The sequence below is a fragment of the Sulfuriferula nivalis genome, assembly GCF_009937995.1.
GTDB lineage: Bacteria > Pseudomonadota > Gammaproteobacteria > Burkholderiales > Sulfuriferulaceae > Sulfuriferula > Sulfuriferula nivalis.
Genome location: NZ_AP021881.1, coordinates 546435 through 570828, shown reverse-complemented (window position 1 = coordinate 570828; position 24394 = coordinate 546435). Strand labels below are relative to the sequence as shown.

At 44.7% G+C, this 24394-nt stretch carries 28 protein-coding genes and 1 tRNA gene; all 29 read right to left on the bottom strand.

The window, feature by feature from the left end; translation table 11 throughout:
• Positions 1-2: 2 nt before the first annotated feature.
• The 29 genes from rpsN to tuf (SFSGTM_RS02915) all read right to left on the bottom strand — a co-directional run bounded on the left by rpsN (position 3) and on the right by tuf (SFSGTM_RS02915) (position 24381).
• The gene (gene rpsN, locus SFSGTM_RS03055) at positions 3-308 is read right to left on the bottom strand and encodes a 30S ribosomal protein S14 (RefSeq protein ID WP_162083874.1); all 306 of its coding nucleotides are present in this window, start codon (positions 306-308) and stop codon (positions 3-5) included.
• Between the two features lie 7 nt (positions 309-315).
• Positions 316-855: a 50S ribosomal protein L5 gene (gene rplE / locus SFSGTM_RS03050; protein WP_162083873.1), complete on the bottom strand. Its 540-nt coding sequence runs from the start codon at positions 853-855 to the stop codon at positions 316-318.
• A gap of 9 nt (positions 856-864) precedes the next feature.
• Positions 865-1182, bottom strand: a complete 318-nt coding sequence (gene rplX / locus SFSGTM_RS03045) for a 50S ribosomal protein L24 (RefSeq protein WP_162083872.1) — start codon at positions 1180-1182, stop codon at positions 865-867.
• A gap of 9 nt (positions 1183-1191) precedes the next feature.
• Positions 1192-1560, bottom strand: coding sequence for a 50S ribosomal protein L14 (gene rplN, locus SFSGTM_RS03040; RefSeq protein WP_162083871.1), 369 nt, complete (start codon positions 1558-1560; stop codon positions 1192-1194).
• A 134-nt stretch (positions 1561-1694) separates the two neighbouring features.
• A complete protein-coding gene (gene rpsQ, locus SFSGTM_RS03035) occupies positions 1695-1964 on the bottom strand; it encodes a 30S ribosomal protein S17 (protein ID WP_162083870.1) in 270 nt (89 codons plus the stop codon).
• A complete protein-coding gene (gene rpmC / locus SFSGTM_RS03030; RefSeq protein ID WP_162086182.1) occupies positions 1961-2164 on the bottom strand; it encodes a 50S ribosomal protein L29 in 204 nt (67 codons plus the stop codon). Before rpmC ends, rpsQ begins: the two co-directional genes overlap by 4 nt.
• Positions 2165-2166: 2 nt before the next feature.
• Entirely contained in the window at positions 2167-2583 is a 417-nt protein-coding gene (gene rplP, locus SFSGTM_RS03025) for a 50S ribosomal protein L16 (RefSeq protein ID WP_162083869.1), read from the bottom strand.
• Positions 2567-3277: a 30S ribosomal protein S3 gene (gene rpsC / locus SFSGTM_RS03020; protein ID WP_162083868.1), complete on the bottom strand. Its 711-nt coding sequence runs from the start codon at positions 3275-3277 to the stop codon at positions 2567-2569. Before rpsC ends, rplP begins: the two co-directional genes overlap by 17 nt.
• A gap of 9 nt (positions 3278-3286) precedes the next feature.
• The gene (rplV, locus tag SFSGTM_RS03015; protein WP_162086181.1) at positions 3287-3619 is read right to left on the bottom strand and encodes a 50S ribosomal protein L22; all 333 of its coding nucleotides are present in this window, start codon (positions 3617-3619) and stop codon (positions 3287-3289) included.
• A 9-nt stretch (positions 3620-3628) separates the two neighbouring features.
• On the bottom strand, positions 3629-3904 hold the full coding sequence (gene rpsS, locus SFSGTM_RS03010) for a 30S ribosomal protein S19 (RefSeq protein ID WP_162083867.1): 276 nt from the start codon (positions 3902-3904) through the stop codon (positions 3629-3631).
• A gap of 12 nt (positions 3905-3916) precedes the next feature.
• Positions 3917-4744 (bottom strand): 50S ribosomal protein L2, encoded by an 828-nt coding sequence (rplB, locus tag SFSGTM_RS03005; protein WP_162083866.1) that lies wholly within the window; start codon positions 4742-4744, stop codon positions 3917-3919.
• Positions 4745-4754: 10 nt separating this feature from the next.
• Positions 4755-5066, bottom strand: coding sequence for a 50S ribosomal protein L23 (gene rplW, locus SFSGTM_RS03000; protein ID WP_162083865.1), 312 nt, complete (start codon positions 5064-5066; stop codon positions 4755-4757).
• Positions 5063-5686, bottom strand: a complete 624-nt coding sequence (rplD, locus tag SFSGTM_RS02995) for a 50S ribosomal protein L4 (protein ID WP_162083864.1) — start codon at positions 5684-5686, stop codon at positions 5063-5065. Before rplD ends, rplW begins: the two co-directional genes overlap by 4 nt.
• Positions 5686-6330, bottom strand: coding sequence for a 50S ribosomal protein L3 (gene rplC / locus SFSGTM_RS02990; RefSeq protein ID WP_162083863.1), 645 nt, complete (start codon positions 6328-6330; stop codon positions 5686-5688). The genes rplD and rplC overlap by 1 nt, the downstream gene beginning before the upstream one ends.
• A gap of 79 nt (positions 6331-6409) precedes the next feature.
• Positions 6410-6718 (bottom strand): 30S ribosomal protein S10, encoded by a 309-nt coding sequence (gene rpsJ / locus SFSGTM_RS02985; RefSeq protein ID WP_087447781.1) that lies wholly within the window; start codon positions 6716-6718, stop codon positions 6410-6412.
• Between the two features lie 78 nt (positions 6719-6796).
• On the bottom strand, positions 6797-7987 hold the full coding sequence (tuf, locus tag SFSGTM_RS02980; protein ID WP_162083851.1) for an elongation factor Tu: 1191 nt from the start codon (positions 7985-7987) through the stop codon (positions 6797-6799).
• Positions 7988-8009: 22 nt separating this feature from the next.
• The gene (fusA, locus tag SFSGTM_RS02975) at positions 8010-10100 is read right to left on the bottom strand and encodes an elongation factor G (protein WP_162083862.1); all 2091 of its coding nucleotides are present in this window, start codon (positions 10098-10100) and stop codon (positions 8010-8012) included.
• A gap of 46 nt (positions 10101-10146) precedes the next feature.
• Positions 10147-10617, bottom strand: a complete 471-nt coding sequence (gene rpsG / locus SFSGTM_RS02970; RefSeq protein WP_162083861.1) for a 30S ribosomal protein S7 — start codon at positions 10615-10617, stop codon at positions 10147-10149.
• An 84-nt stretch (positions 10618-10701) separates the two neighbouring features.
• Positions 10702-11079 carry a 30S ribosomal protein S12 gene (gene rpsL, locus SFSGTM_RS02965; RefSeq protein ID WP_162083860.1) on the bottom strand — a complete coding sequence of 126 codons (378 nt, stop codon included), beginning with the start codon at positions 11077-11079 and terminating at the stop codon, positions 10702-10704.
• A 156-nt stretch (positions 11080-11235) separates the two neighbouring features.
• A complete protein-coding gene (rpoC, locus tag SFSGTM_RS02960; protein ID WP_162083859.1) occupies positions 11236-15432 on the bottom strand; it encodes a DNA-directed RNA polymerase subunit beta' in 4197 nt (1398 codons plus the stop codon).
• Positions 15433-15489: 57 nt separating this feature from the next.
• The gene (gene rpoB, locus SFSGTM_RS02955) at positions 15490-19563 is read right to left on the bottom strand and encodes a DNA-directed RNA polymerase subunit beta (protein WP_162083858.1); all 4074 of its coding nucleotides are present in this window, start codon (positions 19561-19563) and stop codon (positions 15490-15492) included.
• A gap of 120 nt (positions 19564-19683) precedes the next feature.
• Positions 19684-20061 (bottom strand): 50S ribosomal protein L7/L12, encoded by a 378-nt coding sequence (gene rplL / locus SFSGTM_RS02950; protein WP_162083857.1) that lies wholly within the window; start codon positions 20059-20061, stop codon positions 19684-19686.
• Between the two features lie 47 nt (positions 20062-20108).
• Complete coding sequence (rplJ, locus tag SFSGTM_RS02945) at positions 20109-20630, bottom strand: 50S ribosomal protein L10 (RefSeq protein ID WP_162083856.1); 522 nt, start codon at positions 20628-20630, stop codon at positions 20109-20111.
• Positions 20631-20902: 272 nt separating this feature from the next.
• Complete coding sequence (gene rplA / locus SFSGTM_RS02940) at positions 20903-21595, bottom strand: 50S ribosomal protein L1 (protein WP_162083855.1); 693 nt, start codon at positions 21593-21595, stop codon at positions 20903-20905.
• Position 21596: 1 nt separating this feature from the next.
• Positions 21597-22028, bottom strand: a complete 432-nt coding sequence (gene rplK / locus SFSGTM_RS02935; protein WP_162083854.1) for a 50S ribosomal protein L11 — start codon at positions 22026-22028, stop codon at positions 21597-21599.
• Between the two features lie 94 nt (positions 22029-22122).
• Entirely contained in the window at positions 22123-22656 is a 534-nt protein-coding gene (gene nusG / locus SFSGTM_RS02930; protein WP_162083853.1) for a transcription termination/antitermination protein NusG, read from the bottom strand.
• Positions 22653-23003, bottom strand: a complete 351-nt coding sequence (secE, locus tag SFSGTM_RS02925) for a preprotein translocase subunit SecE (protein WP_162083852.1) — start codon at positions 23001-23003, stop codon at positions 22653-22655. The genes nusG and secE overlap by 4 nt, the downstream gene beginning before the upstream one ends.
• A gap of 48 nt (positions 23004-23051) precedes the next feature.
• Positions 23052-23127: transfer RNA gene (locus SFSGTM_RS02920), tRNA-Trp, on the bottom strand.
• Positions 23128-23190: 63 nt separating this feature from the next.
• Positions 23191-24381: an elongation factor Tu gene (gene tuf, locus SFSGTM_RS02915; RefSeq protein WP_162083851.1), complete on the bottom strand. Its 1191-nt coding sequence runs from the start codon at positions 24379-24381 to the stop codon at positions 23191-23193.
• Between the last annotated feature and the right edge of the window lie 13 nt (positions 24382-24394).

Below are 24394 nucleotides of genomic sequence, written 5' to 3'. Positions count from 1 at the left end.
GCTTACCAGCTGGCCTTAACCATGCCTGGCACTTCACCACGCATAGCGTGTTCACGCAATTTAATGCGACCCAGACCAAACTTCCTGAACACACCACGCGGACGCCCAGTCAGCGCACAACGATTGCGCAAACGAACAGGACTTGCATTGCGTGGTAACTTTTGCAATTTCAGACGCGCTTCGAAACGCACTTCTTCAGACAAATCAGTATTTGCAATTGTTGCCATAATTTCAGCACGTTTTGCAGCAAATTTCTCTACCGTGGCGCGACGTTTTAAATCGCGATTAATCACTGCTAGTTTAGCCATGACATCCTCAGTTCTTAAATGGAAACTTAAATGCAGCAAGCAAAGCACGCGCTTCAGCATCAGTTTTTGCGGTTGTAGTAATGGTAATATTCATACCACGCAAAGCATCGATTTTATCATATTCAATTTCTGGGAATATGATCTGCTCACGCACACCCATGTTGTAGTTACCGCGACCGTCAAATGACTTACCTGACAAACCACGGAAGTCACGAATACGCGGGATTGCTACGGTAACTAAACGATCGAGAAACTCAAACATACGTTCACGACGCAAAGTAACCATACAACCTACAGGATAATCATCACGAATCTTGAAACCCGCGATAGATTTACGAGATTTTGTCACCACCGGCTTTTGACCTGCAATCTTCTGCATATCACCAACAGCGTGGTCCATCACCTTCTTATCCGCAACAGCCTCACCAACACCCATATTGAGCGTGATCTTTTCGATCATAGGGACTTCCATCACAGACTTATAACCGAACTGTTTAACCAATTCAGGCACAACCGTGGTGTTATAGAATTCTTGTAAACGAGCCATTATAATTCCTTAAATATCGACGACTTCGTTGGAGGATTTAAAAATCCGAACTTTACGTCCGTCTTCTAAAAACTTAAATCCAACACGATCAGCACGCTGGGTAGCGGAATTAAATAAAGCCACGTTCGAGATTTGCATAGGCATTTCTTTAACAAGAATACCACCCGCATCACCTTTAACAGGATTAGGCTTTACGTGCTTCTTGACAGTATTAACGCCCTCAACCAACAAATGAGTATCGCTCTTTACAGCCAGCACAGTACCGCGCTTGCCCTTATCTTTTCCTGTGATAACAATAACATTATCACCTTTACGTATCTTGTTCACGCAACCCCCTTAAAGCACTTCTGGTGCCAATGAAACGATTTTCATAAATCGCTCAGTGCGCAATTCGCGGGTAACTGGCCCAAAGATGCGTGTACCAATTGGCTCGAGTTTATTGTTAAGCAATACCGCGGCATTGTTATCAAATTTAACCAAAGAACCATCAGGACGACGAACACCCTTAGCAGTACGCACTACGACAGCATTATATACATCGCCTTTTTTGACACGGCCGCGAGGGGCTGCATCTTTAATAGCAACTTTAATAATGTCGCCTATGCTTGCATAGCGACGCTTTGAGCCACCCAACACTTTGATGCACATAACAGACCGCGCACCTGTATTGTCAGCCACATCCAACCTAGACTGCATTTGTATCATTTAACTCTCCAACTTAACCCGCCGAGCCAGGGTTCCCTGTCAAGACAGCTAGTTTTGGACCCGTACGGGAAGATGCCGTTACCGGCAGGACGAAAGCAAAAGAGTATAACAGCACTTAACTAAAAGTGCAAGTGTTATACAGCTGCCGCTTTAGATATTAATTTAGCAACCATCCAAGTTTTAGTCTTGGATATTGGCTTACTTTCCTCAATAATCACTAAATCACCTTCGTGATAATCGTTATTCTGGTCATGAGCATGGTATTTCTTAGAGCGACGAATAACTTTACCAAGAACCGGATGTTTAACTTTACGTTCAACAAGCACAGTTACTGTTTTATCCATCTTGTCGCTCACTACACGACCAGTCATACTACGAACAACTTTGTTTTCAGCTGCACTCATTTATTCACCGCTTTCAGTTCATTCTCACGTAACACAGTGCGGACTCGTGCAATACTTTTACGCAATTTACCAAGCTCGCTGGTTTTGTTAGTTTGCTGAGTTGCAACTTGCATACGCAAGCTGAACTGAGCACGCAACAATTCAATCAATTCCAATTTAACATCTGCCGTGGATTTAGCACGCAATTCGCTCGCCATCATCATTAGCCACCTATCATTCTAGTTACAAAAGTAGTCTGAATTGGTAATTTAGCAGCAGCAAGACGGAATGCCTCACGTGCAATTACTTCATCAACACCGTCCATTTCGTAGAGCATTTTACCTGGCTGAATCTCAGCAACGTAATACTCTGGATTACCTTTACCGTTACCCATACGTACTTCAGCTGGTTTCTCTGAAATTGGTTTGTCAGGGAAAACACGAATCCAAATACGTCCGCCACGCTTAATATAACGAGTCATTGCACGACGTGCTGCTTCAATTTGGCGCGCTGTCAAACGACCACGACCCAAAGCTTTCAAACCAAAATCACCAAAACTGACTTTGTTACCACGGGTAGCAATACCAGTATTGCGACCCTTTTGTTCTTTACGGTACTTTCTTCTAGCTGGCTGTAGCATGTTTTGCTCCTGGCTTTCTTACGCGTTTCTCTGGTTCGGTTGGCACAACGACTGGCTGTTCACCATTTGCTAACATATCGCCTTTATAAACCCAAACTTTTACGCCAATAATGCCATAAGTAGTTAACGCTTCATAAAAACCATAATCGATATCGGCACGGAGTGTATGCAAAGGGACTCGACCTTCACGATACCACTCAGTACGAGCGATTTCAGCACCGTTCAAACGACCAGAACTCATGATTTTAATACCCTGAGCGCCGAGACGCATTGCATTCTGCATGGCACGTTTCATAGCACGACGGAACATAATACGTTTTTCCAACTGACCAGCAATATTTGCCGCGATCAATTGAGCATCAATTTCAGGTTTACGAACTTCTTCGATATTGACATGCACTGGAACTGCCATCATTTTCTGCAGTTGCGCTTTCAACACTTCGATGTCTTCACCTTTTTTACCAATAACAACACCAGGTCTAGCGCTGTGTATGGTGATGCGTGCATTTTTAGCCGGACGCTCAATCACAATCTTACTGACTGATGCATTAGCTAATTTCTTTTTAAGAAATGTGCGAACTTTAATATCTTCGTTTAGCGTAGCTGCGAAGTCATGGCTGTTAGCAAACCACTTCGAACTCCAGTTGCGCGTTACTGGAAGACGGAAACCTATCGGATGTATCTTCTGTCCCATTACCGTTCCTTATTCGTCGCCGACTGTCACAGCAATATGACAAGTCTGTTTAATAATACGATTGCCACGACCCTTTGCACGAGCCATGAAGCGCTTCATAGAAGGACCCTCATCAACTGTGATAGTCGCGACTTTCAATTCGTCGATATCAGCGCCTTCATTATGCTCAGCATTAGCAATAGCAGAATTCAGAACCTTCTTGATAACAACAGCACCTTTTTTAGGGCTAAAAGCCAAAATATTAAGCGCCTGATCCACTGGCAGACCACGTATTTGATCAGCGACTAAGCGAGCTTTTTGTGCTGACAAATGGGTGCCACGTAAAATAGCTGAAACTTTCATCATAGGCTCCTATTTCTTCGCTTTCTTATCAGCCGCATGGCCTTTAAAAGTACGGGTCAAAGAAAACTCACCTAGTTTATGACCTACCATGTTTTCAGATACAAAAACAGGTATGTGTTGCTTACCATTATGTACAGCTATAGTAAGACCAATAAAATCAGGCAAAACTGTTGAACGACGTGACCAAGTTTTAATTGGACGCTTGTCGTTGGTTGCGCGTGCTGCCTCAACCTTTTTCTGTAGGTGCGCGTCAACAAACGGACCTTTTTTAATCGAACGTGGCATAGTTATGACCTTTTAACGTTTATGACGACTACGCACAATCATACCGCTAGTGCGTTTGTTGTTACGAGTACGGTAACCCTTGGCAGGAACACCCCAAGGACTAACTGGATGACGTCCAGCTGCTGTCTTACCCTCACCACCACCGTGTGGGTGATCAACCGGGTTCATTACAACACCACGAACGGTAGGTCTAATACCACGCCAGCGATTAGCGCCCGCTTTACCGATAGAACGTAATGAATGTTCTTCATTACCGACTTCACCGATAGTAGCGCGGCAATCCACATGCACTTTACGAATCTCACCTGAGCGTAAGCGCAGTTGAGCATAAGCGCCTTCACGAGCTAGCAACTGGGCAGAAGTACCAGCAGAACGTGCGATTTGCGCACCTTTGCCTGGCATCATTTCTATACAATGAACCGTACTACCAACTGGAATATTACGAAGTGGCAATGCATTGCCAGCCTTGATAGGCGCATCAGAACCATTCATCAACTGCATTCCAGCAGAAACACCCTTAGGGGCGATAATGTATGCACGTTCACCATCCGCATAGCATAACAACGCCAAATTTGCGGAACGGTTAGGATCATATTCCAAACGCTCAACCTTAGCTGGAACACCATCTTTATTACGACGGAAGTCTACTAAGCGATAGTGCTGTTTATGACCACCACCCATATGACGGGTAGTAATATGACCGTTATTATTACGGCCAGCCGTTTTAGTTTTACGAGCCAGCAATGAAGCGACAGGTTTGCCTTTATGCAAATCTGGCGTCACAACTTTAACTAATGAACGGCGACCAGGGGATGTTGGTTTTACTTTAATAAGTGCCATGTTTTACTCCTCACTGACCCGCCGCAAAGTTAATCTCTTGCCCAGGTTTCAGGCACACAAAAGCTTTTTTCCAATCGCTACGGCGACCCATAAAACGACCAAAACGCTTTTGCTTACCTTTAACAACAAGCATATTTACACTACTGACCTCAACCTTAAACAGCATTTCAACAGCTGCTTTAACTTCAGGCTTGGTTGCATCAGGACAAACACGGAAGATCACCTGCTCGTGTTTATCTGCAACGTAAGTGCTCTTTTCAGAAATTTGCGGCGCCAGGATAACTTGCAACAAGCGTGCATCACTAAATTTTAATGTACTCATGCCAACATCTCCTCAACAGCTTTAACAGCAGCGCTTGTCATCAATACACGACCAAAGCGAACCATACTCACTGGATCAATATGACGAGGCTCAACAATCATTACATTAGGCAAATTGCGTGAAGCCATCCACAAATCGTCATCTAAGTTATCAGTAACTATTAGAACGCGATCACTAAATCCCATCGCCTTCAATTTGTTAGCAAGCAATTTGGTCTTAGGTGCTTCAACTGTTAACGAATCAACAACACTTAGACTTCCTTCGCTAACCAATTTGGACAATATAGCCGCAATACCTGCGCGATACATTTTACGGTTAATCTTCTGTGTAAAATTCTCATCAGGGCTATTTGGAAACGCACGACCACCCCCACGCCAAATAGGGCTTGAAGTCATACCAGAACGAGCACGACCCGTTCCTTTTTGACGCCATGGCTTTTTGGTACTGTGATGTACTGTGCGACGATCCTTTTGTGCACGATTACCGCTACGGGCATTAGCCATATAAGCAGTAACAATCTGATGCACCAAGGCTTCATTATATTCACGACCGAACAAAGCATCAGACGCAACTAAAGCAGTAGCGTCCTGACCTTTGTCGTTAATCATCTTTAGTTCCATTAGGCACCTACCTTCACACTAGGGCGAACAACAACATGACCGCCTTTAGACCCTGGAACAGCACCTTTGACCAATATCAATTGACGTTCAGTATCTATACGGACCACTTCCAGTTTTTGCACAGTACGCTGCACAGCACCCAATTGACCAGCCATACGCTTACCAGGGAAAACACGACCTGGATCTTGCGCTTGACCAATTGAACCTGGCGTATTGTGCGAACGTGAGTTACCGTGACTTGCACGGTTAGATGAGAAGTGATGACGCTTAATTACACCAGAAAAACCCTTACCCAGAGTAGTTCCAGTAACATCAACCAGTTGACCAGGCTGAAATATTTCAACACTAACTACGCTACCCGCAACCAATGCCGGAGCTTCAGTTGCTGGCAAACGAAATTCTTTTAGCAAACGACCAGCCTCAACACCCGCCTTAGCAAGATGACCAGCAGCTGATTTGTTTACACGACTAGCGCGACGCACACCAAAAGCAACCTGAACCGCATTATAGCCATCAGTTTCAGTTGTTTTAATCTGAGTTACGCGGTTATTCGACACATCCAACACCGTTACTGGAATGGTACTACCATCCTCAGCAAAGAGTCGGGTCATGCCTACTTTACGACCGACGAGTCCTAAACTCATTTTTCTATCCTTAACAAAAAGGCGCTGATTACAATTGACCAGCTTTATACCCCAAGAAAACCGTCTTGGTACGGGAATACTAAACCTTGATTTCTACTTCAACACCAGCTGGCAGATCTAATTTCATCAACGCATCAACAGTTTTATCTGTTGGGTCGATGATATCCATAAGACGCAAATGCGTACGGATTTCAAATTGATCACGAGAAGTTTTGTTAACGTGAGGAGAGCGGAGCACATCGAAGCGCTCTATAGAAGTTGGCAATGGAACTGGACCCTTAACTACTGCGCCAGTACGCTTTGCTGTTTCGACAATCTCTAATGCTGACTGATCAATTAGACGATAGTCAAACGCCTTGAGACGAATACGAATTTTTTGATTTTTCATAACCACACCTTAAAGAGCAGAACTTCAAATACGAAAGGGCGGAATTATACCGCCCTTTATGTTTTACAGCAAGTATATTTACTCGATTACTTTAGCGACCACACCAGCACCTACAGTACGACCACCTTCGCGAATCGCGAAACGCAGACCTTCTTCCATAGCGATAGGTGCGATCAGTGCTACTGATACTGATACGTTATCACCTGGCATCACCATTTCGGTACCTGCTGGTAAATCTACTGCGCCAGTTACGTCAGTTGTACGGAAGTAGAACTGTGGACGGTAACCATTGAAGAATGGTGTATGACGACCACCTTCATCTTTAGACAGTACGTAGATTTCTGCACTGAATTTTGTATGCGGCTTGATTGAACCTGGTTTAGCCAAAACTTGACCACGTTCTACGTCTTCGCGCTTGGTACCACGCAACAACAGACCTACGTTGTCACCTGCTTGACCTTGGTCTAGCAGCTTGCGGAACATTTCAACACCGGTACAGGTGGTTTTAACGGTTGGCTTCAAGCCGATGATTTCAACTTCTTCACCAACTTTTACGATGCCGCGTTCAATACGACCTGTTACTACGGTACCACGACCAGAAATTGAGAATACGTCTTCAACTGGCATCAGGAATGCGCCATCTACTGCGCGTTCCGGTTCTGGGATGTAGCTGTCTAACGCATCTGCCAAACGGAAGATGGATGCTTCGCCGATTTCTGATTGGTCGCCTTCAAGGGCTTTCAATGCTGAACCGGTGATAACTGGTGTGTCGTCACCGGGGAAGTCGTATTTGCTGAGCAATTCACGAATTTCCATTTCTACGAGTTCCAGCAATTCTGCATCATCAACCATGTCTGCTTTGTTCATGTAGACGATGATGTATGGTACGCCAACTTGACGTGCCAACAGGATGTGTTCGCGAGTCTGTGGCATAGGACCATCAGCAGCGGATACAACCAAGATTGCGCCGTCCATTTGTGCAGCGCCGGTAATCATGTTTTTGATGTAATCAGCGTGACCTGGACAGTCTACGTGTGCGTAGTGACGCTTTTCTGTTTCGTATTCTACGTGTGAAGTATTGATAGTAATACCACGCGCTTTTTCTTCTGGCGCTGAGTCAATATCAGCATAGTTCTTGGCTTCACCGCCGAATTTCTTCGAGAGGATAGTCGCAATCGCTGCTGTTAATGTGGTTTTACCGTGGTCAACGTGACCAATTGTGCCTACGTTTACGTGCGGCTTGGTACGTTCAAACTTGCCTTTTGCCATGATTTAATTCCTTATAGTCAGATTATTTTTTGTTGATAATTGCTTCAGTAACATTCTTAGGCGCTTCAGCATAGTGTTTAAATTCCATGCTGTAGGTTGCACGACCCTGGCTCATAGAGCGAACAGTTGTCGAGTAACCAAACATTTCAGCCAATGGCACTTCAGCTTTAATTACTTTACCGCTTGGCGTGTCATCCATACCCTGAATAATACCGCGACGTGAAGACAAATCACCCATCACATCACCCATATAATCCTCAGGTGTTTCAACTTCTACAGCCATCATAGGCTCTAGAAGCACTGGGCTAGCTTTACGCATGCCGTCTTTGAAACCCATAGACGCGGCCATCTTGAATGCATTCTCGTTAGAGTCAACGTCGTGGTATGAACCATCAAACAGCGTAACCTTGACATCAACCACAGGGAAGCCAGCCAAGACACCATTTGGTAATGTTTCACGCAAGCCTTTTTCTACAGCAGGAATAAATTCACGTGGAACCGTACCGCCCTTAATCGCATCAATAAATTCGAAGCCTTTACCTTGCTCATTAGGTTCCATTTTCAACCATACGTGACCGTACTGACCCTTACCACCAGACTGCTTAACAAACTTGCCTTCGACTTCGACAGCCTTGCGAATTGCTTCACGATAAGCCACTTGCGGTGCACCCACATTAGCTTCCACGTTAAATTCGCGACGCATACGATCAACCAAAATTTCCAGGTGCAATTCGCCCATACCAGAAATAATAGTCTGACCTGTTTCTTCATCGGTACGAACACGGAAAGATGGATCTTCCTGAGCTAAACGGTTCAGCGCCATACCCATTTTTTCTTGGTCGGCCTTAGTTTTAGGCTCTACTGCAACGTGAATAACCGGCTCAGGGAATATCATACGTTCCAAGATAATAGTTTTATTCAGGTCACACAAAGTATCACCAGTTGTAGCCTCTTTCAAACCAACTGCAGCAGCAATATCACCTGCCAACACTTCTTTAATTTCAGCGCGTTGGTTAGCATGCATCTGCAGAATACGGCCGATACGCTCCTTTTTACCCTTAATAGGGTTATAAACTGAATCACCTGAATTGAGCGAACCAGAATATACGCGGAAGAATATCAACTGACCAACAAACGGATCAGTCATAATCTTAAATGCCAAAGCAGCAAAAGGCTCAGTGTCTTCTGCCTTACGCTCACCTTCACTACCATCTTCCAATTCACCCTTAACCGGTGGAATGTCTTTAGGTGAAGGCAGGTAATCAATTACGGCGTCCAACATAGCCTGAACACCCTTGTTCTTGAACGCGGATCCACACATCATGGGCATGATTTCGCTTGCAATGGTACGAATACGCAACGCACTCTTAATTTCAGCAACTGAAAGATCACCTTCTTCCAAATACTTATCCATTAACTCTTCGCTAGCCTCAGCAGCTGCTTCTACCATTTTTTCACGCCATGACGTACATTCATCCAACAACTCAGCTGGAATTTCACGCTCGTCAAATTTCATACCCTGGGTAGAGTCATCCCAGTAGATAGCTTTCATCTTTACCAAATCAACCACACCAGCAAAGTTTTCCTCAGCACCAATAGGTATCTGTATAGGAATTACATTCGCCTTAAGTCTAGTGCGCATTTGTTCGTAAACTTTCATGAAATTCGCACCAGTACGATCCATTTTGTTTACGAAAGCCAAACGCGGCACACCATATTTATTAGCTTGACGCCAAACGGTTTCAGATTGCGGTTGAACACCACCAACAGCACAGTAAACCATACAAGCGCCATCCAACACGCGCATCGAGCGCTCAACTTCAATAGTGAAGTCTACGTGTCCCGGCGTGTCGATAATATTGATATGATGCTCTGGGTAGTTATTGTCCATACCTTTCCAGAAGCAAGTTGTAGCAGCAGAAGTAATGGTAATTCCGCGCTCTTGCTCTTGCTCCATCCAGTCCATGGTTGCAGCACCATCATGAACTTCACCGATTTTATGCGAAACACCTGTGTAATACAGGATACGTTCGGTAGTCGTTGTTTTACCAGCGTCAATATGTGCGCTGATACCAATGTTACGATAACGTTCTATAGGAGTTTTACGTGCCACTTTTTTACTACCCAGTTAAGACTGCCAGCATAAACTGGCAGTTAAATTAAAAACGGAAATGCGAGAATGCTTTATTTGCTTCAGCCATACGATGAACTTCATCACGCTTTTTCATCGCACCACCACGACCTTCAGAAGCGTCCATCAATTCACCAGCAAGACGCATACCCATGGATTTCTCACCACGTTTACGTGCAGCTTCTTTTAACCAGCGCATAGCCAATGCTGAACGACGAGCCGGACGAACCTCTACAGGAACCTGATAGTTAGCACCACCTACACGACGGCTCTTAACTTCAACTACCGGACGCACGTTATTCAACGCCAACAAAAACATCTCAACAGGATCTTTACCTGATTTACTACCCATCTGCTCAAACGCGCCATAAATAATGCGTTCAGCAACAGATTTCTTACCGCTGGACATCAACACATTTACGAATTTAGCAACATCTTGATTGCCAAATTTTGGATCTGGCAACACATCGCGCTTGGGCACTTCTCTACGTCTTGGCATAACTACCTCTCAAATACTACATTAATGCTGGAATGCGGCGCGCGTCGCGCTTTTACCGCAACCCTACACCAATTAAAAACTAACTTAAGCTTTCTTAGGACGCTTAGTACCGTATTTAGAACGACTCTGTTTACGATCTTTAACGCCAGCGGTATCCAAACTACCACGAACTGTATGGTAACGAACACCAGGCAAATCCTTAACACGACCACCACGGATCAATACGACCGAGTGTTCTTGCAGGTTATGGCCTTCACCACCAATATAACTACTTACTTCGAAACCGTTGGTCAAACGTACACGTGCAACTTTACGCAACGCTGAGTTTGGTTTTTTAGGTGTCGTTGTATAAACCCGTGTGCAAACACCACGTTTTTGTGGGCAAGCTTCAAGGGCAGGGACTTTACTTTTCACGCGCTTTGCAGCACGTGGTTTACGCACCAACTGATTGACTGTAGGCATACTATCTCGATTCCAAATAAATTACGCGCACACCCTAAAAAAGGATGCTGTGTAGCGTACTTGCTCGCACAAGTACGTTAAATTACTAAATATTTACCTATAAAATTCATATTCGGTAAAAAAGACGATGAATTTTATAGGCTTACTTAACTAGTGTCAAGCCGACTGCTCGGTATCAACAGTTTCAGGTGTTACAAAAATATCAGATTCAGTAGCTATATCTAAACCTAATTTCTGCATACGTCGTGCATTGTGATAAGCCAAACCCGTACCCGCTGGGATTAAGCGACCCACAATAACGTTTTCTTTCAGTCCGCGCAGCTCATCACGTTTACCCATAATTGCAGCTTCGGTTAACACTCTCGTTGTTTCTTGGAACGAAGCCGCAGAGATGAATGAATCTGTAGAAAGTGAAGCTTTGGTAATACCTAGCAATACATAATCAAACGTTGCTGGTTCTTTACCTTCCGCAACTACGCGCTCATTTTCGATTAGCAGTTCAGCACGCTCAACTTGTTCGCCTTGAATGAATTTAGTATTGCCAACATCGACAACACTTACACGACGCAACATCTGACGCACGATAACTTCGATGTGCTTATCGTTAATCTTAACGCCTTGCAAACGATATACATCCTGCACTTCATCAGTGATATATCGAGCCAATTCCGCAACACCCTTTAACGCAAGAATATCGTGTGGATCTGCTGGACCATCAACTATGGTTTCGCCCTTGTTTACCACCTGACCATCATGCGCAGTAACGTGTTTTTCTTTTGGTATCAGATATTCATGCGCCTGACCATCCATATCGGTAATTACTAAGCGTTGTTTACCCTTAGTATCTTTACCAAATGAAACGGTACCTGTAACTGGAGCTAACACACCAGCATCCTTAGGTGAACGCGCTTCAAACAATTCTGCTACTCGTGGCAAACCACCAGTAATATCTCGAGTTTTAGATGACTCTTGTGGAATACGTGCTAATACCTCGCCAACACCAACATCTTGTCCATCCTTAACCGTGATAATAGCGCCAATTTGGAAAGTTATATTAACAGGGGTTTCACCGCCTGCCATTTTAACTTCTACTCCGGCATCATCCAGAAGTTTAACTTGTGGACGTAACCCTTTACTCGCCACACCAGCACGACGCTTAGGATCGATAACAACCAAAGTTGACAAGCCAGTTACATCATCAATTTGTTTTGCAACAGTAGAACCTTCTTCAACGTTTTCAAAACGTATGCGTCCTGCATATTCGGTAATAATCGGACGTGTATGTGGATCCCACATCGCCATTACATGGCCAGCTTTAATCTTGTCACCATTCTTGGTGGTTAAGGTCGCTCCGTAAGGCACTTTATGGCGCTCACGTTCTCTACCGTTTTCACCCATAATGATAATTTCACCACTACGTACAATAGCGATATCTTCACCTTTAACACTTGTGACATAACGCATCGCAGGGCTAAACACCACCTCACCAGCTGACTTAGATTCAAGTTGACTAATTGCGGCTGAACGCGATGCAGCACCACCGATGTGGAACGTACGCATGGTCAACTGAGTACCTGGCTCACCAATCGACTGAGCAGCGATCACACCCACAGCCTCACCGACGTTCACCAGATAACCACGACCTAAATCTCGGCCATAACACTTGGCGCATAAACCATAACGTGTTTCGCAGGTTAACGCAGTTCTAACTTTCACTTCATCAATATCAAGTGATTCGATATGCTCAACCATATTTTCATCGAGCATGACGCCAGCTTCTATCACTGTTTCGCCAGTCTCAGGATGAATAATGTCTTGAGCTGTTACACGACCTAATACGCGTTCACTCAACGGCTCAATTACATCACCACCTTCAACCAGCGCTTTAATCACAGCACCATCACGTGTGCCGCAATCATCTTCAATGATGACCAGATCTTGCGTCACATCAACCAATCGACGGGTCAAGTAACCTGAGTTAGCTGTTTTCAGCGCCGTATCAGCCAAACCTTTACGCGCACCGTGGGTTGAAATAAAGTACTGCAGAACATTCAAGCCTTCACGGAAGTTCGCCGTGATCGGTGTCTCAATAATCGAACCATCTGGCTTGGCCATCAAACCACGCATACCAGCCAACTGACGAATCTGAGCTGCCGAACCGCGCGCACCAGAATCTGCCATCATGTAAATAGCATTGAATGACTCTTGCGTAGTCGCTACACCATCACGTGTAATAACTGGCTCGCTACCTAGCTGAGTCATCATCGCTTTTGCAATTTGATCACCAGCACGACCCCAGATATCAACCACCTTGTTATAACGCTCACCCTGAGTTACCAGACCAGATGTATATTGATTCTGAATCTCTTGCACCTCTTTTTCGGATGCGCTGATAATTTCTTGTTTCTGTGTTGGTACCAACATATCATCAACACAAATAGACATACCACCGCGAGTTGCATAGGTGAAACCGGTGTACATTAATTTATCGGCGAAGATTACAGTCTCACGCAAGCCACAACGACGGAAACTGACGTTGATCAATTTTGATATTTCTTTTTTCTTCAATATCTTGTTGATATGCATGAAATCCAAACCTATCGGCAAGATTTCTGAAAGCAATGCGCGACCTACAGTTGTTTCATAACGAGTCACCTTCTCGGCACGTTCGCCTTGCTCGTCATAAAAAGCTTCCTTGATACGAACAGTAACTTTTGCATTAAGTTCGACCTGACGTGATTCATAAGCACGGGACACTTCGTCCACATCTGCGAATTTCATCCCTTCACCATTCGCATTTACGCGCTCACGGGTCATATAATAGAGACCCAGAACGATATCTTGCGATGGCACAATAATAGGTTCACCGTTAGCAGGAGACAGCACATTATTTGATGCAAGCATCAATGTGCGCGCTTCCATTTGCGCTTCTAATGATAAAGGTACGTGCACCGCCATTTGATCGCCGTCGAAGTCGGCGTTGAACGCAGCACATACCAAAGGATGCAATTGAATTGCCTTACCTTCAATCAACTGTGGTTCAAATGCCTGTATACCCAAACGGTGCAAGGTTGGTGCACGGTTAAGCATGACCGGATGCTCGCGGATAACATCTTCAAGTATGTCCCAAACGACTGGCTCTTCGGTTTCAACCATGCGTTTAGCAGCTTTGATTGTTGTAGCCAAACCTAACACTTCCAGCTTGTGGAATATGAATGGCTTGAATAACTCCAGCGCCATTTTTTTCGGCAGACCACACTGATGCAAGCGCAATTGTGGACCAACCACAATAACGGAACGGCCTGAATAGTCAACACGCTTACCAAGCAAGTTTTGACGGAAACGACCACCCTTACCCTTAATCATGTCAGCAAGAGATTTTAATGGACGCTTATTGGCGCCGGTCATTGCTTTACCGCGACGACCGTTATCGAGCAATGAGTCAACTGCTTCTTGCAACATACGCTTTTCGTTACGCTGAATAATTTCAGGTGCTTTAAGCTCTAACAAACGCTTTAAACGATTGTTACGGTTAATCACACGGCGATATAAATCATTCAAATCTGAAGTCGCAAAACGACCACCGTCCAACGGTACTAATGGACGTAATTCTGGTGGCAAGACCGGCAAGACTTCGAGCACCATCCACTCAGGTTTAATACCTGATTTTTGGAACGCTTCGATGACTTTAAGACGCTTTGCCAATTTTTTGATTTTGGTATCGGAGCCGGTTTTTTCCATGTCGGCACGAATTGAAGCGATTTCAGCCGGTATATCTATGCTCTTCAAAAGCTCACGCACGCCTTCAGCACCCATGCTGGCACGGAACTCATCACCATACTCATCATATTTTGCGAGATAATCATCTTCAGTTAATAACTGATAGCGATTTAACGGCGTCATGCCAGGATCGGTAACGACATATGCTTCAAAGTACAGTACGCGTTCTATATCACGCAAAGTCATGTCCAGCACCATACCTAAGCGGGATGGTAATGATTTCAAAAACCAGATATGCGCGACAGGACTTGCTAACTCGATATGACCCATACGGTCACGACGCACTTTGGATAAAGTAACCTCGACACCACATTTTTCACAAATAACACCACGGTGCTTTAAGCGCTTATATTTACCACACAAACATTCGTAATCTTTTACTGGGCCGAAAATTTTGGCACAAAACAGACCGTCACGCTCGGGCTTGAACGTGCGATAGTTGATAGTCTCAGGCTTTTTTACTTCGCCATAAGACCATGAACGGATTTTTTCAGGTGACGCAAGACCAATCTTGATCGCGTCAAATTCTTCTTCTTGAGTGACTTGTTTAAATAAGTCGAGCAATGCTTTCATAGTTCTCTCCAATGAGGCGCGTACAACAGAGGGGCGCGCCAATCACCCCTCATTGCATTAATAACGCTCGAGATCAATATCAATTGCCAAGGAACGGATTTCTTTCACTAGCACGTTGAAAGATTCAGGCATACCTGCTTCAATCTTGTGTTCACCTTTAACGATGTTTTCATACACTTTGGTACGACCATTCACGTCATCAGATTTAACCGTCAACATTTCCTGCAAGATGTACGATGCGCCATAAGCTTCCAGTGCCCATACCTCCATCTCACCGAAACGTTGACCACCGAATTGCGCTTTACCACCTAACGGCTGTTGCGTAACCAAGCTGTACGGTCCAGTTGAACGAGCATGCATCTTATCATCGACCAAGTGATGCAGTTTCAATACGTGCATGTAACCAACGGTTACCTTACGATCGAACGCTTCACCAGTACGACCATCAAACAGGGTGATTTGTCCACTGCGCGGTAAATCAGCCAACTCCAGCATGTCTTTGATTTCTTCTTCAGAAGCACCATCAAACACTGGGGTTGCGAAAGGCACACCTTGGCGCAAGTTTTTGGCTAATTCGATAACTTCATGATCCGTGAAACTATCAATATCTTCCTTGTGACCAGTAGAATTGTAAATCTTACCGATGAATTCACGCACTTCAGAAACTTCCTTCTGCGCTTGCAACATGGCATCAATTTTCTTACCAAGCCCTTTGGCAGCCCAGCCCAAATGCGTTTCCAGAATCTGACCAACGTTCATACGTGAAGGCACACCCAATGGATTCAAGACGATATCCATCGGTGTACCATCTGCGGTGAACGGCATATCTTCAATCGGAACAATTTTGGAAACAACACCTTTGTTACCGTGACGACCCGCCATTTTGTCACCAGGTTGCAGACGACGTTTAACTGCAACATAGACTTTAACCATCTTCTGCACACCCGCTTGCAATTCATCACCAGCGGTCAATTTCTTTTTCTTCTCTTCAAACATCGCATCAAACTCGATACGTTTCTGGTCGAGACTGTCTTTAAGTGATTCCATTTGGCGACTTGCTTCGTCATCAGCCAAGCGAATATCGAACCAGTCATAGCGACTTATGCTTTCCAGGTATGCAAGATCAACAGCGGTATCTTTTGCAAGTTTTTTCGGACCGCCTTTAGCAAGCTTACCGGTAATTAAACGTTGCAAACGCGCAAAGGTATCGTTTTCAACGATACGCATACGGTCAGCCATGTCCTTTTTATATCCGGCTAATTGGTCTTCAATAATCTGTTTCGCACGTGCATCACGCTCGATACCTTCGCGCGTGAACACTTGCACATCAATTACTATACCAGCCATGCCTGAAGGCACACGCAAGGACGTATCTTTCACGTCTGATGCTTTTTCACCGAAAATAGCACGCAGCAATTTTTCTTCTGGTGTCAGTTGAGTTTCACCTTTAGGTGTCACCTTACCAACCAGAACATCACCAGCCTCGACTTCAGCACCAATAAAGCAAATACCAGAATCATCCAAACGGTTTAACATGCGCTCGGATAGATTTGATATATCACGGGTAATTTCTTCAGGTCCGAGCTTGGTATCACGCGCGACAACTGTTAATTCTTCAATATGTATTGAAGTATAACGATCATCAGCAACAACTTTTTCAGATATCAAAATCGAATCTTCATAGTTGAAACCGTTCCATGGCATAAATGCCACGAGCAAGTTCTGACCTAAGGCTAATTCACCCATATCGGTAGACGCGCCATCAGCTATCACATCGCCACGCATCAGCTTATCACCAACATTCACCAACGGACGCTGGTTGATATTTGTGTTTTGGTTAGAGCGTGTGTACTTGATCAGTGTGTAAATATCCACACCAACTTCACCTGCCTTGGTTTCATCGTCGTTTACACGAACAACAATACGACCAGCATCAACGTAATCAACCACACCACCACGCTTAGCTTGAACTGTCGTTCCTGAGTCGACTGCAGCAGTACGTTCAATACCCGTACCTACCAATGATTTTTCAGCACGCAAACAAGGTACAGCCTGACGTTGCATGTTAGAACCCATCAATGCGCGGTTCGCGTCATCGTGTTCCAGGAAAGGAATCAATGAAGCCGCAACAGATACAATTTGTGAAGGTGCGACGTCCATATAATCAATGGTGTCAGGTGCTGCCAACTCAAATTCATTCTTAGAACGACATGAAACGATTTCGCTGGTGAAACGACCTTCGGCATCCATTTCAGCATTGGCCTGAGCGATAACATACTTGCCCTCTTCAATCGCTGACAGATAATCAATCTGATCGGTTACTTTTGAATCTATTACTTTACGATAAGGGGTTTCCAGGAAACCGTATTCGTTAGTTTTAGCATACAAAGCCAATGAATTGATCAAACCGATATTTGGCCCTTCAGGCGTTTCAATCGGACAGACGCGACCATAGTGAGTAGGATGTACGTCACGGACTTCGAAACCTGCGCGTTCACGTGTCAAACCACCGGGTCCTAAAGCTGAAACACGACGCTTATGCGTAATCTCAGACAGCGGATTGGTTTGATCCATAAATTGCGACAACTGGCTGGAACCAAAGAATTCCTTGATAGCTGCAGAAACAGGCTTCGCATTGATCAAATCATGCGGCATCAGGTTATCAGACTCAGCTTGTGACAAACGCTCTTTAACAGCACGCTCAACACGAACTAAACCAGCACGGAATTGATTCTCTGCCAACTCGCCAACACTACGAATACGTCGATTACCTAAGTGATCAATATCATCAATCTCACCGCGGCCATTGCGCAGCTCAACTAATATTTTAATCACTGAAACGATATCTTCAGTAGATAACACACCACTACCAACCAATTCTTCACGACCGATACGGCGGTTAAACTTCATACGACCGACGGCTGACAAGTCATAGCGATCTTCACTAAAGAATAGTGAATTAAATAGCGCTTCTACAGAGTCCTCAGTAGGAGGCTCACCAGGACGCATCATGCGATAAATCGCAACACGAGCAGCATACTGATCTTGTGTTTCATCTGTACGTAAAGTCGCCGAGATAAATGCACCCTGATCTAGCTCATTCACATACAGAGTTTTAACTGAAGCAATATTCGCTTCTTGCAACTTAGCTAACAATACATCAGTGATTTCATCATTTGCATGCGCAACCACTTCGCCTGTTGCTGTATCGACAACATTAGTGCCTAGTACACGGCCCAGAATAAAGTCAGTTGGCACAGCAATCTGCTGTAACCCAGCTTCTTGCATCATGCGTATATGCTTGACTGTGATGCGCTTATCTTTAGCAACAATAACCGCACCATCTTTATCAATAATGTCGAACCGAGCAATCTCGCCACGCAAACGATCAGGCACTAATTCAAAGCGAATCAGCTGATTGCTTAAATGGAATACGTCAGTAGTGAAAAATTCTGCAAGTATTTGTTCATTGCTGTAACCCAGTGACTTCAGCAATGTAGTAACTGGCATCTTACGACGACGATCGATACGGAAGTATAGGTAATCTTTTACGTCGAATTCAAAATCCAGCCATGAGCCACGATATGGAATAATCCGAGCAGAGAACAACAACTTGCCTGAGCTATGCGTTTTACCGCGATCATGCTCAAAGAACACACCTGGCGAACGATGCAACTGAGAAACGATTACGCGTTCAGTACCATTAATGATGAAAGAGCCAGTAGGTGTCATCAAAGGCATTTCACCCATGTAGACTTCCTGCTCTTTTACTTCTTTAATAGTAGGCTTAGAAGCTTCACGATCCATTATCGTCAAGCGGACTTTTGCTCGCAATGGAGATGCATAGGTTAAGCCGCGCTGTTGACATTCAACCATGTCAAAAGCAGGCTCACCTAGTACGTAGCTCACAAAGTCTAATTTGGCGTTACCAGAGTGGCTAACGATAGGAAAGATTGAGGTAAATGCTGCCTGTAAACCATCATTAATACGCGTTGCAGGATCAACATCTTCTTGCAAAAAAGCGCGGAATGATTCAAGTTGTGTTGCCAACAAGAAAGGCACCTGTAATATATTTGCTCGTTTTGCAAAGCTTTTACGGATACGTTTTTTCTCGGTGAATGAGTAGCTCATGGAATCTCCTAGAGGGGCCTGCGCAGAAGACAAAAGACAACAGACAGCACTATGCTGTCCTGCTGTCTTATGTTTTCTGCATTACCTAAGACCAGCTTAGATAATGCAAAAACAACAATATTACTTAACTTCGCAAGTAGCGCCAGCTTCAACCAATTGCTTTTGAACTGCTTCAGCTTCAGTTTTTGAAACACCTTCTTTAACAGCTTTAGGTGCGCCATCAACTAAATCTTTAGCTTCTTTCAAGCCAAGACCGGTAATGGTACGAACTACCTTAATGGTGTTAACTTTGTTTTCGCCTGCGCCAGTTAAGATCACATCGAATTCAGTTTTTTCTTCAGCAGCAGCAGCGCCGCCAGCAGCTGGAGCAGCAGCAACAGCAACAGCAGCTGCAGCAGATACGCCAAATTTTTCTTCCATTTCTTTGATCAGATCAGAAAGATCAAGAACGGTCATGTTTGCAATTGCATCTAAAATATCAGCCTTGGATAAAGCCATGGTAAATCTCCTGATTAAAAGGGTAAATATTAAATAATTTTGTTAGCTTAAGCTGCCTGCTTATCGCGTACAGCAGCCAAACCACGAACAAATTTGGTTGGAACTTCATTAAGTGTACGAACAAACTTGGCAATAGGTGCTTGCATAGTGCCCAACAATTTCGCCAACAATTCATCACGGCTAGGCATATTAGCCAAGTTTGCAACATCTGCAGCAGACATTACAAAATTAGGCATAGCACCCGCTTTAATGATTAATTTGTCATTGGTTTTCGCGAAATCAGCCAGCACTTTAGCTGCAGCCACTGGGTCTTTAGAAATACCATAAACCAAAGGGCCAACCATAGCATTGGTTAGACCTTCAAAGGCAGTTCCTGCAACCGCGCGACGTACTAAAGTGTTTTTCAACACACGCAGGTAAACACCATTTTCACGTGCTTTAGCACGTAAAGTAGTCATACCAACCACACCCATGCCGCGATATTCTGCAACAACGATGGTTTGCGCACCAACTAGTTCATTACCTAACTCGGCAACAACTACTTTCTTTTCCTCTAGATTCAGACTCAAGGTCTTACCTCCTTCTTAAAAACACCGAACACCAACAGGGGAGAAACCCTGCTAACATCCGAGAGTCGGCGACCTATCATCAGGAGTTACCATTGCACTGCAAAAGCTTATCCTGGTTCAGGGAGCGCCATCTACGTTGGGAGCAAGCTTTTAGACTTACAATTAAATTGATGGCTAGTTAGCCAATCAAACCCTACGGTCTTTGACAACCTGTCAGCGGTAATCGCTGACAGCCCAAAGTTCTACAACCTGCTTATCGCAGATAATTTTTATTACGCGATGCTGTTTGCGTCTACACGCACACCAACACCCATCGTGCTTGATACAGAAACTTTCTTCATGTACACACCTTTAGCTGAAGCTGGGCGAGCCTTAACTAAGGCATCTACCAATGCAGCTAAGTTTTCACTCAACGCATCTACTTCAAACGAGGCACGGCCGATGGTGCACTGTACAATACCACCCTTATCAGTACGATATTGTACTTGACCAGCACGTGCATTACGGACCGCACCAGCAACGTCAGGTGTCACAGTACCTACTTTTGGGTTAGGCATAAGACCACGTGGACCTAGCACTTGACCCAACTGACCAACTACGCGCATGGCATCAGGACTCGCAATAACCACGTCGAAATCCATACGACCTGCTTTAATTTCTGCAGCAAGATCTTCAAAACCAACGATATCAGCACCAGCTTCTGTAGCCGCTTTAGCTGCTTCGCCTTGTGCGAATACAGCAACGCGAACAGTTTTACCTGTCCCACGTGGCAACACTACCGAACCACGTACTAGCTGGTCTGATTTACGCGCATCAATACCTAGATTAACGGCAATATCAACAGACTCATCAAATTTTGCAGTTGCAGTTTCTTTAATCAGAGCCAAGGCTTCAGCCACGGCATAACTTTTATTGCGATCAATTTTTGCAGCAATCGCTTGTTGGCGCTTAGACATTTTAGCCATTTTATGCACCCTCCACTTCAATACCCATACTACGAGCACTACCTGCAATTGTCTTAACTGCAGCATCCATATCAGCCGCGGTTAAATCAGGCATTTTAGCTTTAGCAATTTCTTCAGCTTGTGCACGTGTTAATTTACCCACTTTGTCTGTGTGTGGCTTTGGACTACCTTTAGTAATTCCAGCTGCTTTTTTGATCAAAATAGTAGCAGGCGGTGTCTTCATCACAAAAGTGAAGCTCTTATCCGCATATGCAGTAATCACAACAGGAATAGGCAAACCTGGCTCCAGACCTTGAGTCTGAGCATTAAATGCCTTACAGAATTCCATAATATTCAAACCACGCTGACCCAGCGCTGGTCCGATAGGAGGACTTGGATTTGCTTTACCCGCAGGTACTTGTAGCTTAACGTAGCCAACGATTTTTTTTGCCACTTTGACGACTCCTAAAATGGGTAATCACGATTAATCAAACTAGATCAATCTCCCCGACTTCAAAAATTGAGCGACTCACATCGCTCTTTACTTATCAGGCTTTTTCTACCTGATCAAAATCCAGTTCAACAGGGGTAGCACGACCAAATATCAACACCGATACGCGCAACTTGTTTTTTTCATAATTCACTTCTTCAACTGCGCCATTAAAGTCATTAAATGGCCCATCGATAACACGAACTGACTCACCAATTTCGAACAGGATTTTAGGCCTTGGTTTTTCAACACCCTCTTGAACCTGATGCAATATTGCATCAACTTCCTTAGCTGTGATAGGCGTAGGCTTCATCGCTGTCCCACCAACAAACCCTGTTACTTTCGGTGTATCTTTAATCAAATGCCACGTATCATCATTCATTTCCATTTCTACAAGCACGTAGCCTGGAAAGAACTTACGCTCAGTAATTGATTTCTGACCCGCCTTCATTTCGATTACTTCTTCAACTGGGACAAGAATCTGGCCAAACATATCTTGCATACCAGCGCGCTCAATCCGCTCTAGAAAAGAACGTTGTACTGATTTCTCAAAGCCAGAATAGGCGTGCACTACATACCAACGTTTACTCATGTATCACTCCGCCCCATCAGCATTTTTACAGCCCACATCAAACCCGCATCGACGAACCATAGAAACACAGCCATCACAATTACGAAAACAAAAACGATACCTGTTGTTTGTATCGTTTCTTTTCTACTTGGCCAAACTACTTTTTTCGCTTCACGCACAGACTCTTGTGAAAACACGAAGAACTGCTGGCCCACTGGGGTTTGCCACATAACACCAACTGCAGCAAACACACCCACTAAAACTGACAATACGCGAACAAAAGCAGCCGCTTCTGAAAAATAGTAGTAGCCGGCTATACCTGCAATTACTAATAACGCAGCAGCCAGCATTTTGATTTTTTCGGTCATCTGAAACTTGTGAGCCTTTATTTCAAGGCGTTCACACTCCCGTTAATTTGGCAGGCCAGGAGGGCCTCGAACCCCCAACCCTCGGTTTTGGAGACCGATACTCTGCCAATTGAGCTACTGGCCTATTAAAACAAAAAGGGTCTGACTGTCTTGTATAAATCCAAGACCGCCAAACCCAAGATCCTTATTACTCGATTACTTTAGCGACCACACCAGCACCTACAGTACGACCACCTTCGCGAATCGCGAAACGCAGACCTTCTTCCATAGCGATAGGTGCGATCAGTGCTACTGATACTGATACGTTATCACCTGGCATCACCATTTCGGTACCTGCTGGTAAATCTACTGCGCCAGTTACGTCAGTTGTACGGAAGTAGAACTGTGGACGGTAACCATTGAAGAATGGTGTATGACGACCACCTTCATCTTTAGACAGTACGTAGATTTCTGCACTGAATTTTGTATGCGGCTTGATTGAACCTGGTTTAGCCAAAACTTGACCACGTTCTACGTCTTCGCGCTTGGTACCACGCAACAACAGACCTACGTTGTCACCTGCTTGACCTTGGTCTAGCAGCTTGCGGAACATTTCAACACCGGTACAGGTGGTTTTAACGGTTGGCTTCAAGCCGATGATTTCAACTTCTTCACCAACTTTTACGATGCCGCGTTCAATACGACCTGTTACTACGGTACCACGACCAGAAATTGAGAATACGTCTTCAACTGGCATCAGGAATGCGCCATCTACTGCGCGTTCCGGTTCTGGGATGTAGCTGTCTAACGCATCTGCCAAACGGAAGATGGATGCTTCGCCGATTTCTGATTGGTCGCCTTCAAGGGCTTTCAATGCTGAACCGGTGATAACTGGTGTGTCGTCACCGGGGAAGTCGTATTTGCTGAGCAATTCACGAATTTCCATTTCTACGAGTTCCAGCAATTCTGCATCATCAACCATGTCTGCTTTGTTCATGTAGACGATGATGTATGGTACGCCAACTTGACGTGCCAACAGGATGTGTTCGCGAGTCTGTGGCATAGGACCATCAGCAGCGGATACAACCAAGATTGCGCCGTCCATTTGTGCAGCGCCGGTAATCATGTTTTTGATGTAATCAGCGTGACCTGGACAGTCTACGTGTGCGTAGTGACGCTTTTCTGTTTCGTATTCTACGTGTGAAGTATTGATAGTAATACCACGCGCTTTTTCTTCTGGCGCTGAGTCAATATCAGCATAGTTCTTGGCTTCACCGCCGAATTTCTTCGAGAGGATAGTCGCAATCGCTGCTGTTAATGTGGTTTTACCGTGGTCAACGTGACCAATTGTGCCTACGTTTACGTGCGGCTTGGTACGTTCAAACTTGCCTTTTGCCATGATTTAATTCCTC

Bases quoted from the DNA above. Each gene is read 5' to 3' on its own strand.
- nusG (WP_162083853.1), bottom strand. From the start codon at position 22,656: ATGAGTAAACGTTGGTATGTAGTGCACGCCTATTCTGGCTTTGAGAAA.
- rplC (WP_162083863.1), bottom strand. From the start codon at position 6,330: ATGAGTTTAGGACTCGTCGGTCGTAAAGTAGGCATGACCCGACTCTTT.
- rpsS (WP_162083867.1), bottom strand. From the start codon at position 3,904: ATGCCACGTTCGATTAAAAAAGGTCCGTTTGTTGACGCGCACCTACAG.
- rplE (WP_162083873.1), bottom strand. From the start codon at position 855: ATGGCTCGTTTACAAGAATTCTATAACACCACGGTTGTGCCTGAATTG.
- rpmC (WP_162086182.1), bottom strand. From the start codon at position 2,164: ATGATGGCGAGCGAATTGCGTGCTAAATCCACGGCAGATGTTAAATTG.
- rplP (WP_162083869.1), bottom strand. From the start codon at position 2,583: ATGCTACAGCCAGCTAGAAGAAAGTACCGTAAAGAACAAAAGGGTCGC.
- rplD (WP_162083864.1), bottom strand. From the start codon at position 5,686: ATGGAACTAAAGATGATTAACGACAAAGGTCAGGACGCTACTGCTTTA.
- rplA (WP_162083855.1), bottom strand. From the start codon at position 21,595: ATGGCTAAAATGTCTAAGCGCCAACAAGCGATTGCTGCAAAAATTGAT.
- rpsN (WP_162083874.1), bottom strand. From the start codon at position 308: ATGGCTAAACTAGCAGTGATTAATCGCGATTTAAAACGTCGCGCCACG.
- rplB (WP_162083866.1), bottom strand. From the start codon at position 4,744: ATGGCACTTATTAAAGTAAAACCAACATCCCCTGGTCGCCGTTCATTA.
- rpsG (WP_162083861.1), bottom strand. From the start codon at position 10,617: ATGCCAAGACGTAGAGAAGTGCCCAAGCGCGATGTGTTGCCAGATCCA.
- tuf (WP_162083851.1), bottom strand. From the start codon at position 24,381: ATGGCAAAAGGCAAGTTTGAACGTACCAAGCCGCACGTAAACGTAGGC.
- rpsJ (WP_087447781.1), bottom strand. From the start codon at position 6,718: ATGAAAAATCAAAAAATTCGTATTCGTCTCAAGGCGTTTGACTATCGT.
- rplN (WP_162083871.1), bottom strand. From the start codon at position 1,560: ATGATACAAATGCAGTCTAGGTTGGATGTGGCTGACAATACAGGTGCG.
- rplL (WP_162083857.1), bottom strand. From the start codon at position 20,061: ATGGCTTTATCCAAGGCTGATATTTTAGATGCAATTGCAAACATGACC.
- rpoB (WP_162083858.1), bottom strand. From the start codon at position 19,563: ATGAGCTACTCATTCACCGAGAAAAAACGTATCCGTAAAAGCTTTGCA.
- secE (WP_162083852.1), bottom strand. From the start codon at position 23,003: ATGACCGAAAAAATCAAAATGCTGGCTGCTGCGTTATTAGTAATTGCA.
- rpsL (WP_162083860.1), bottom strand. From the start codon at position 11,079: ATGCCTACAGTCAATCAGTTGGTGCGTAAACCACGTGCTGCAAAGCGC.
- rplW (WP_162083865.1), bottom strand. From the start codon at position 5,066: ATGAGTACATTAAAATTTAGTGATGCACGCTTGTTGCAAGTTATCCTG.
- rpsC (WP_162083868.1), bottom strand. From the start codon at position 3,277: ATGGGACAGAAGATACATCCGATAGGTTTCCGTCTTCCAGTAACGCGC.
- tuf (WP_162083851.1), bottom strand. From the start codon at position 7,987: ATGGCAAAAGGCAAGTTTGAACGTACCAAGCCGCACGTAAACGTAGGC.
- rpoC (WP_162083859.1), bottom strand. From the start codon at position 15,432: ATGAAAGCATTGCTCGACTTATTTAAACAAGTCACTCAAGAAGAAGAA.
- rpsQ (WP_162083870.1), bottom strand. From the start codon at position 1,964: ATGAGTGCAGCTGAAAACAAAGTTGTTCGTAGTATGACTGGTCGTGTA.
- rplV (WP_162086181.1), bottom strand. From the start codon at position 3,619: ATGAAAGTTTCAGCTATTTTACGTGGCACCCATTTGTCAGCACAAAAA.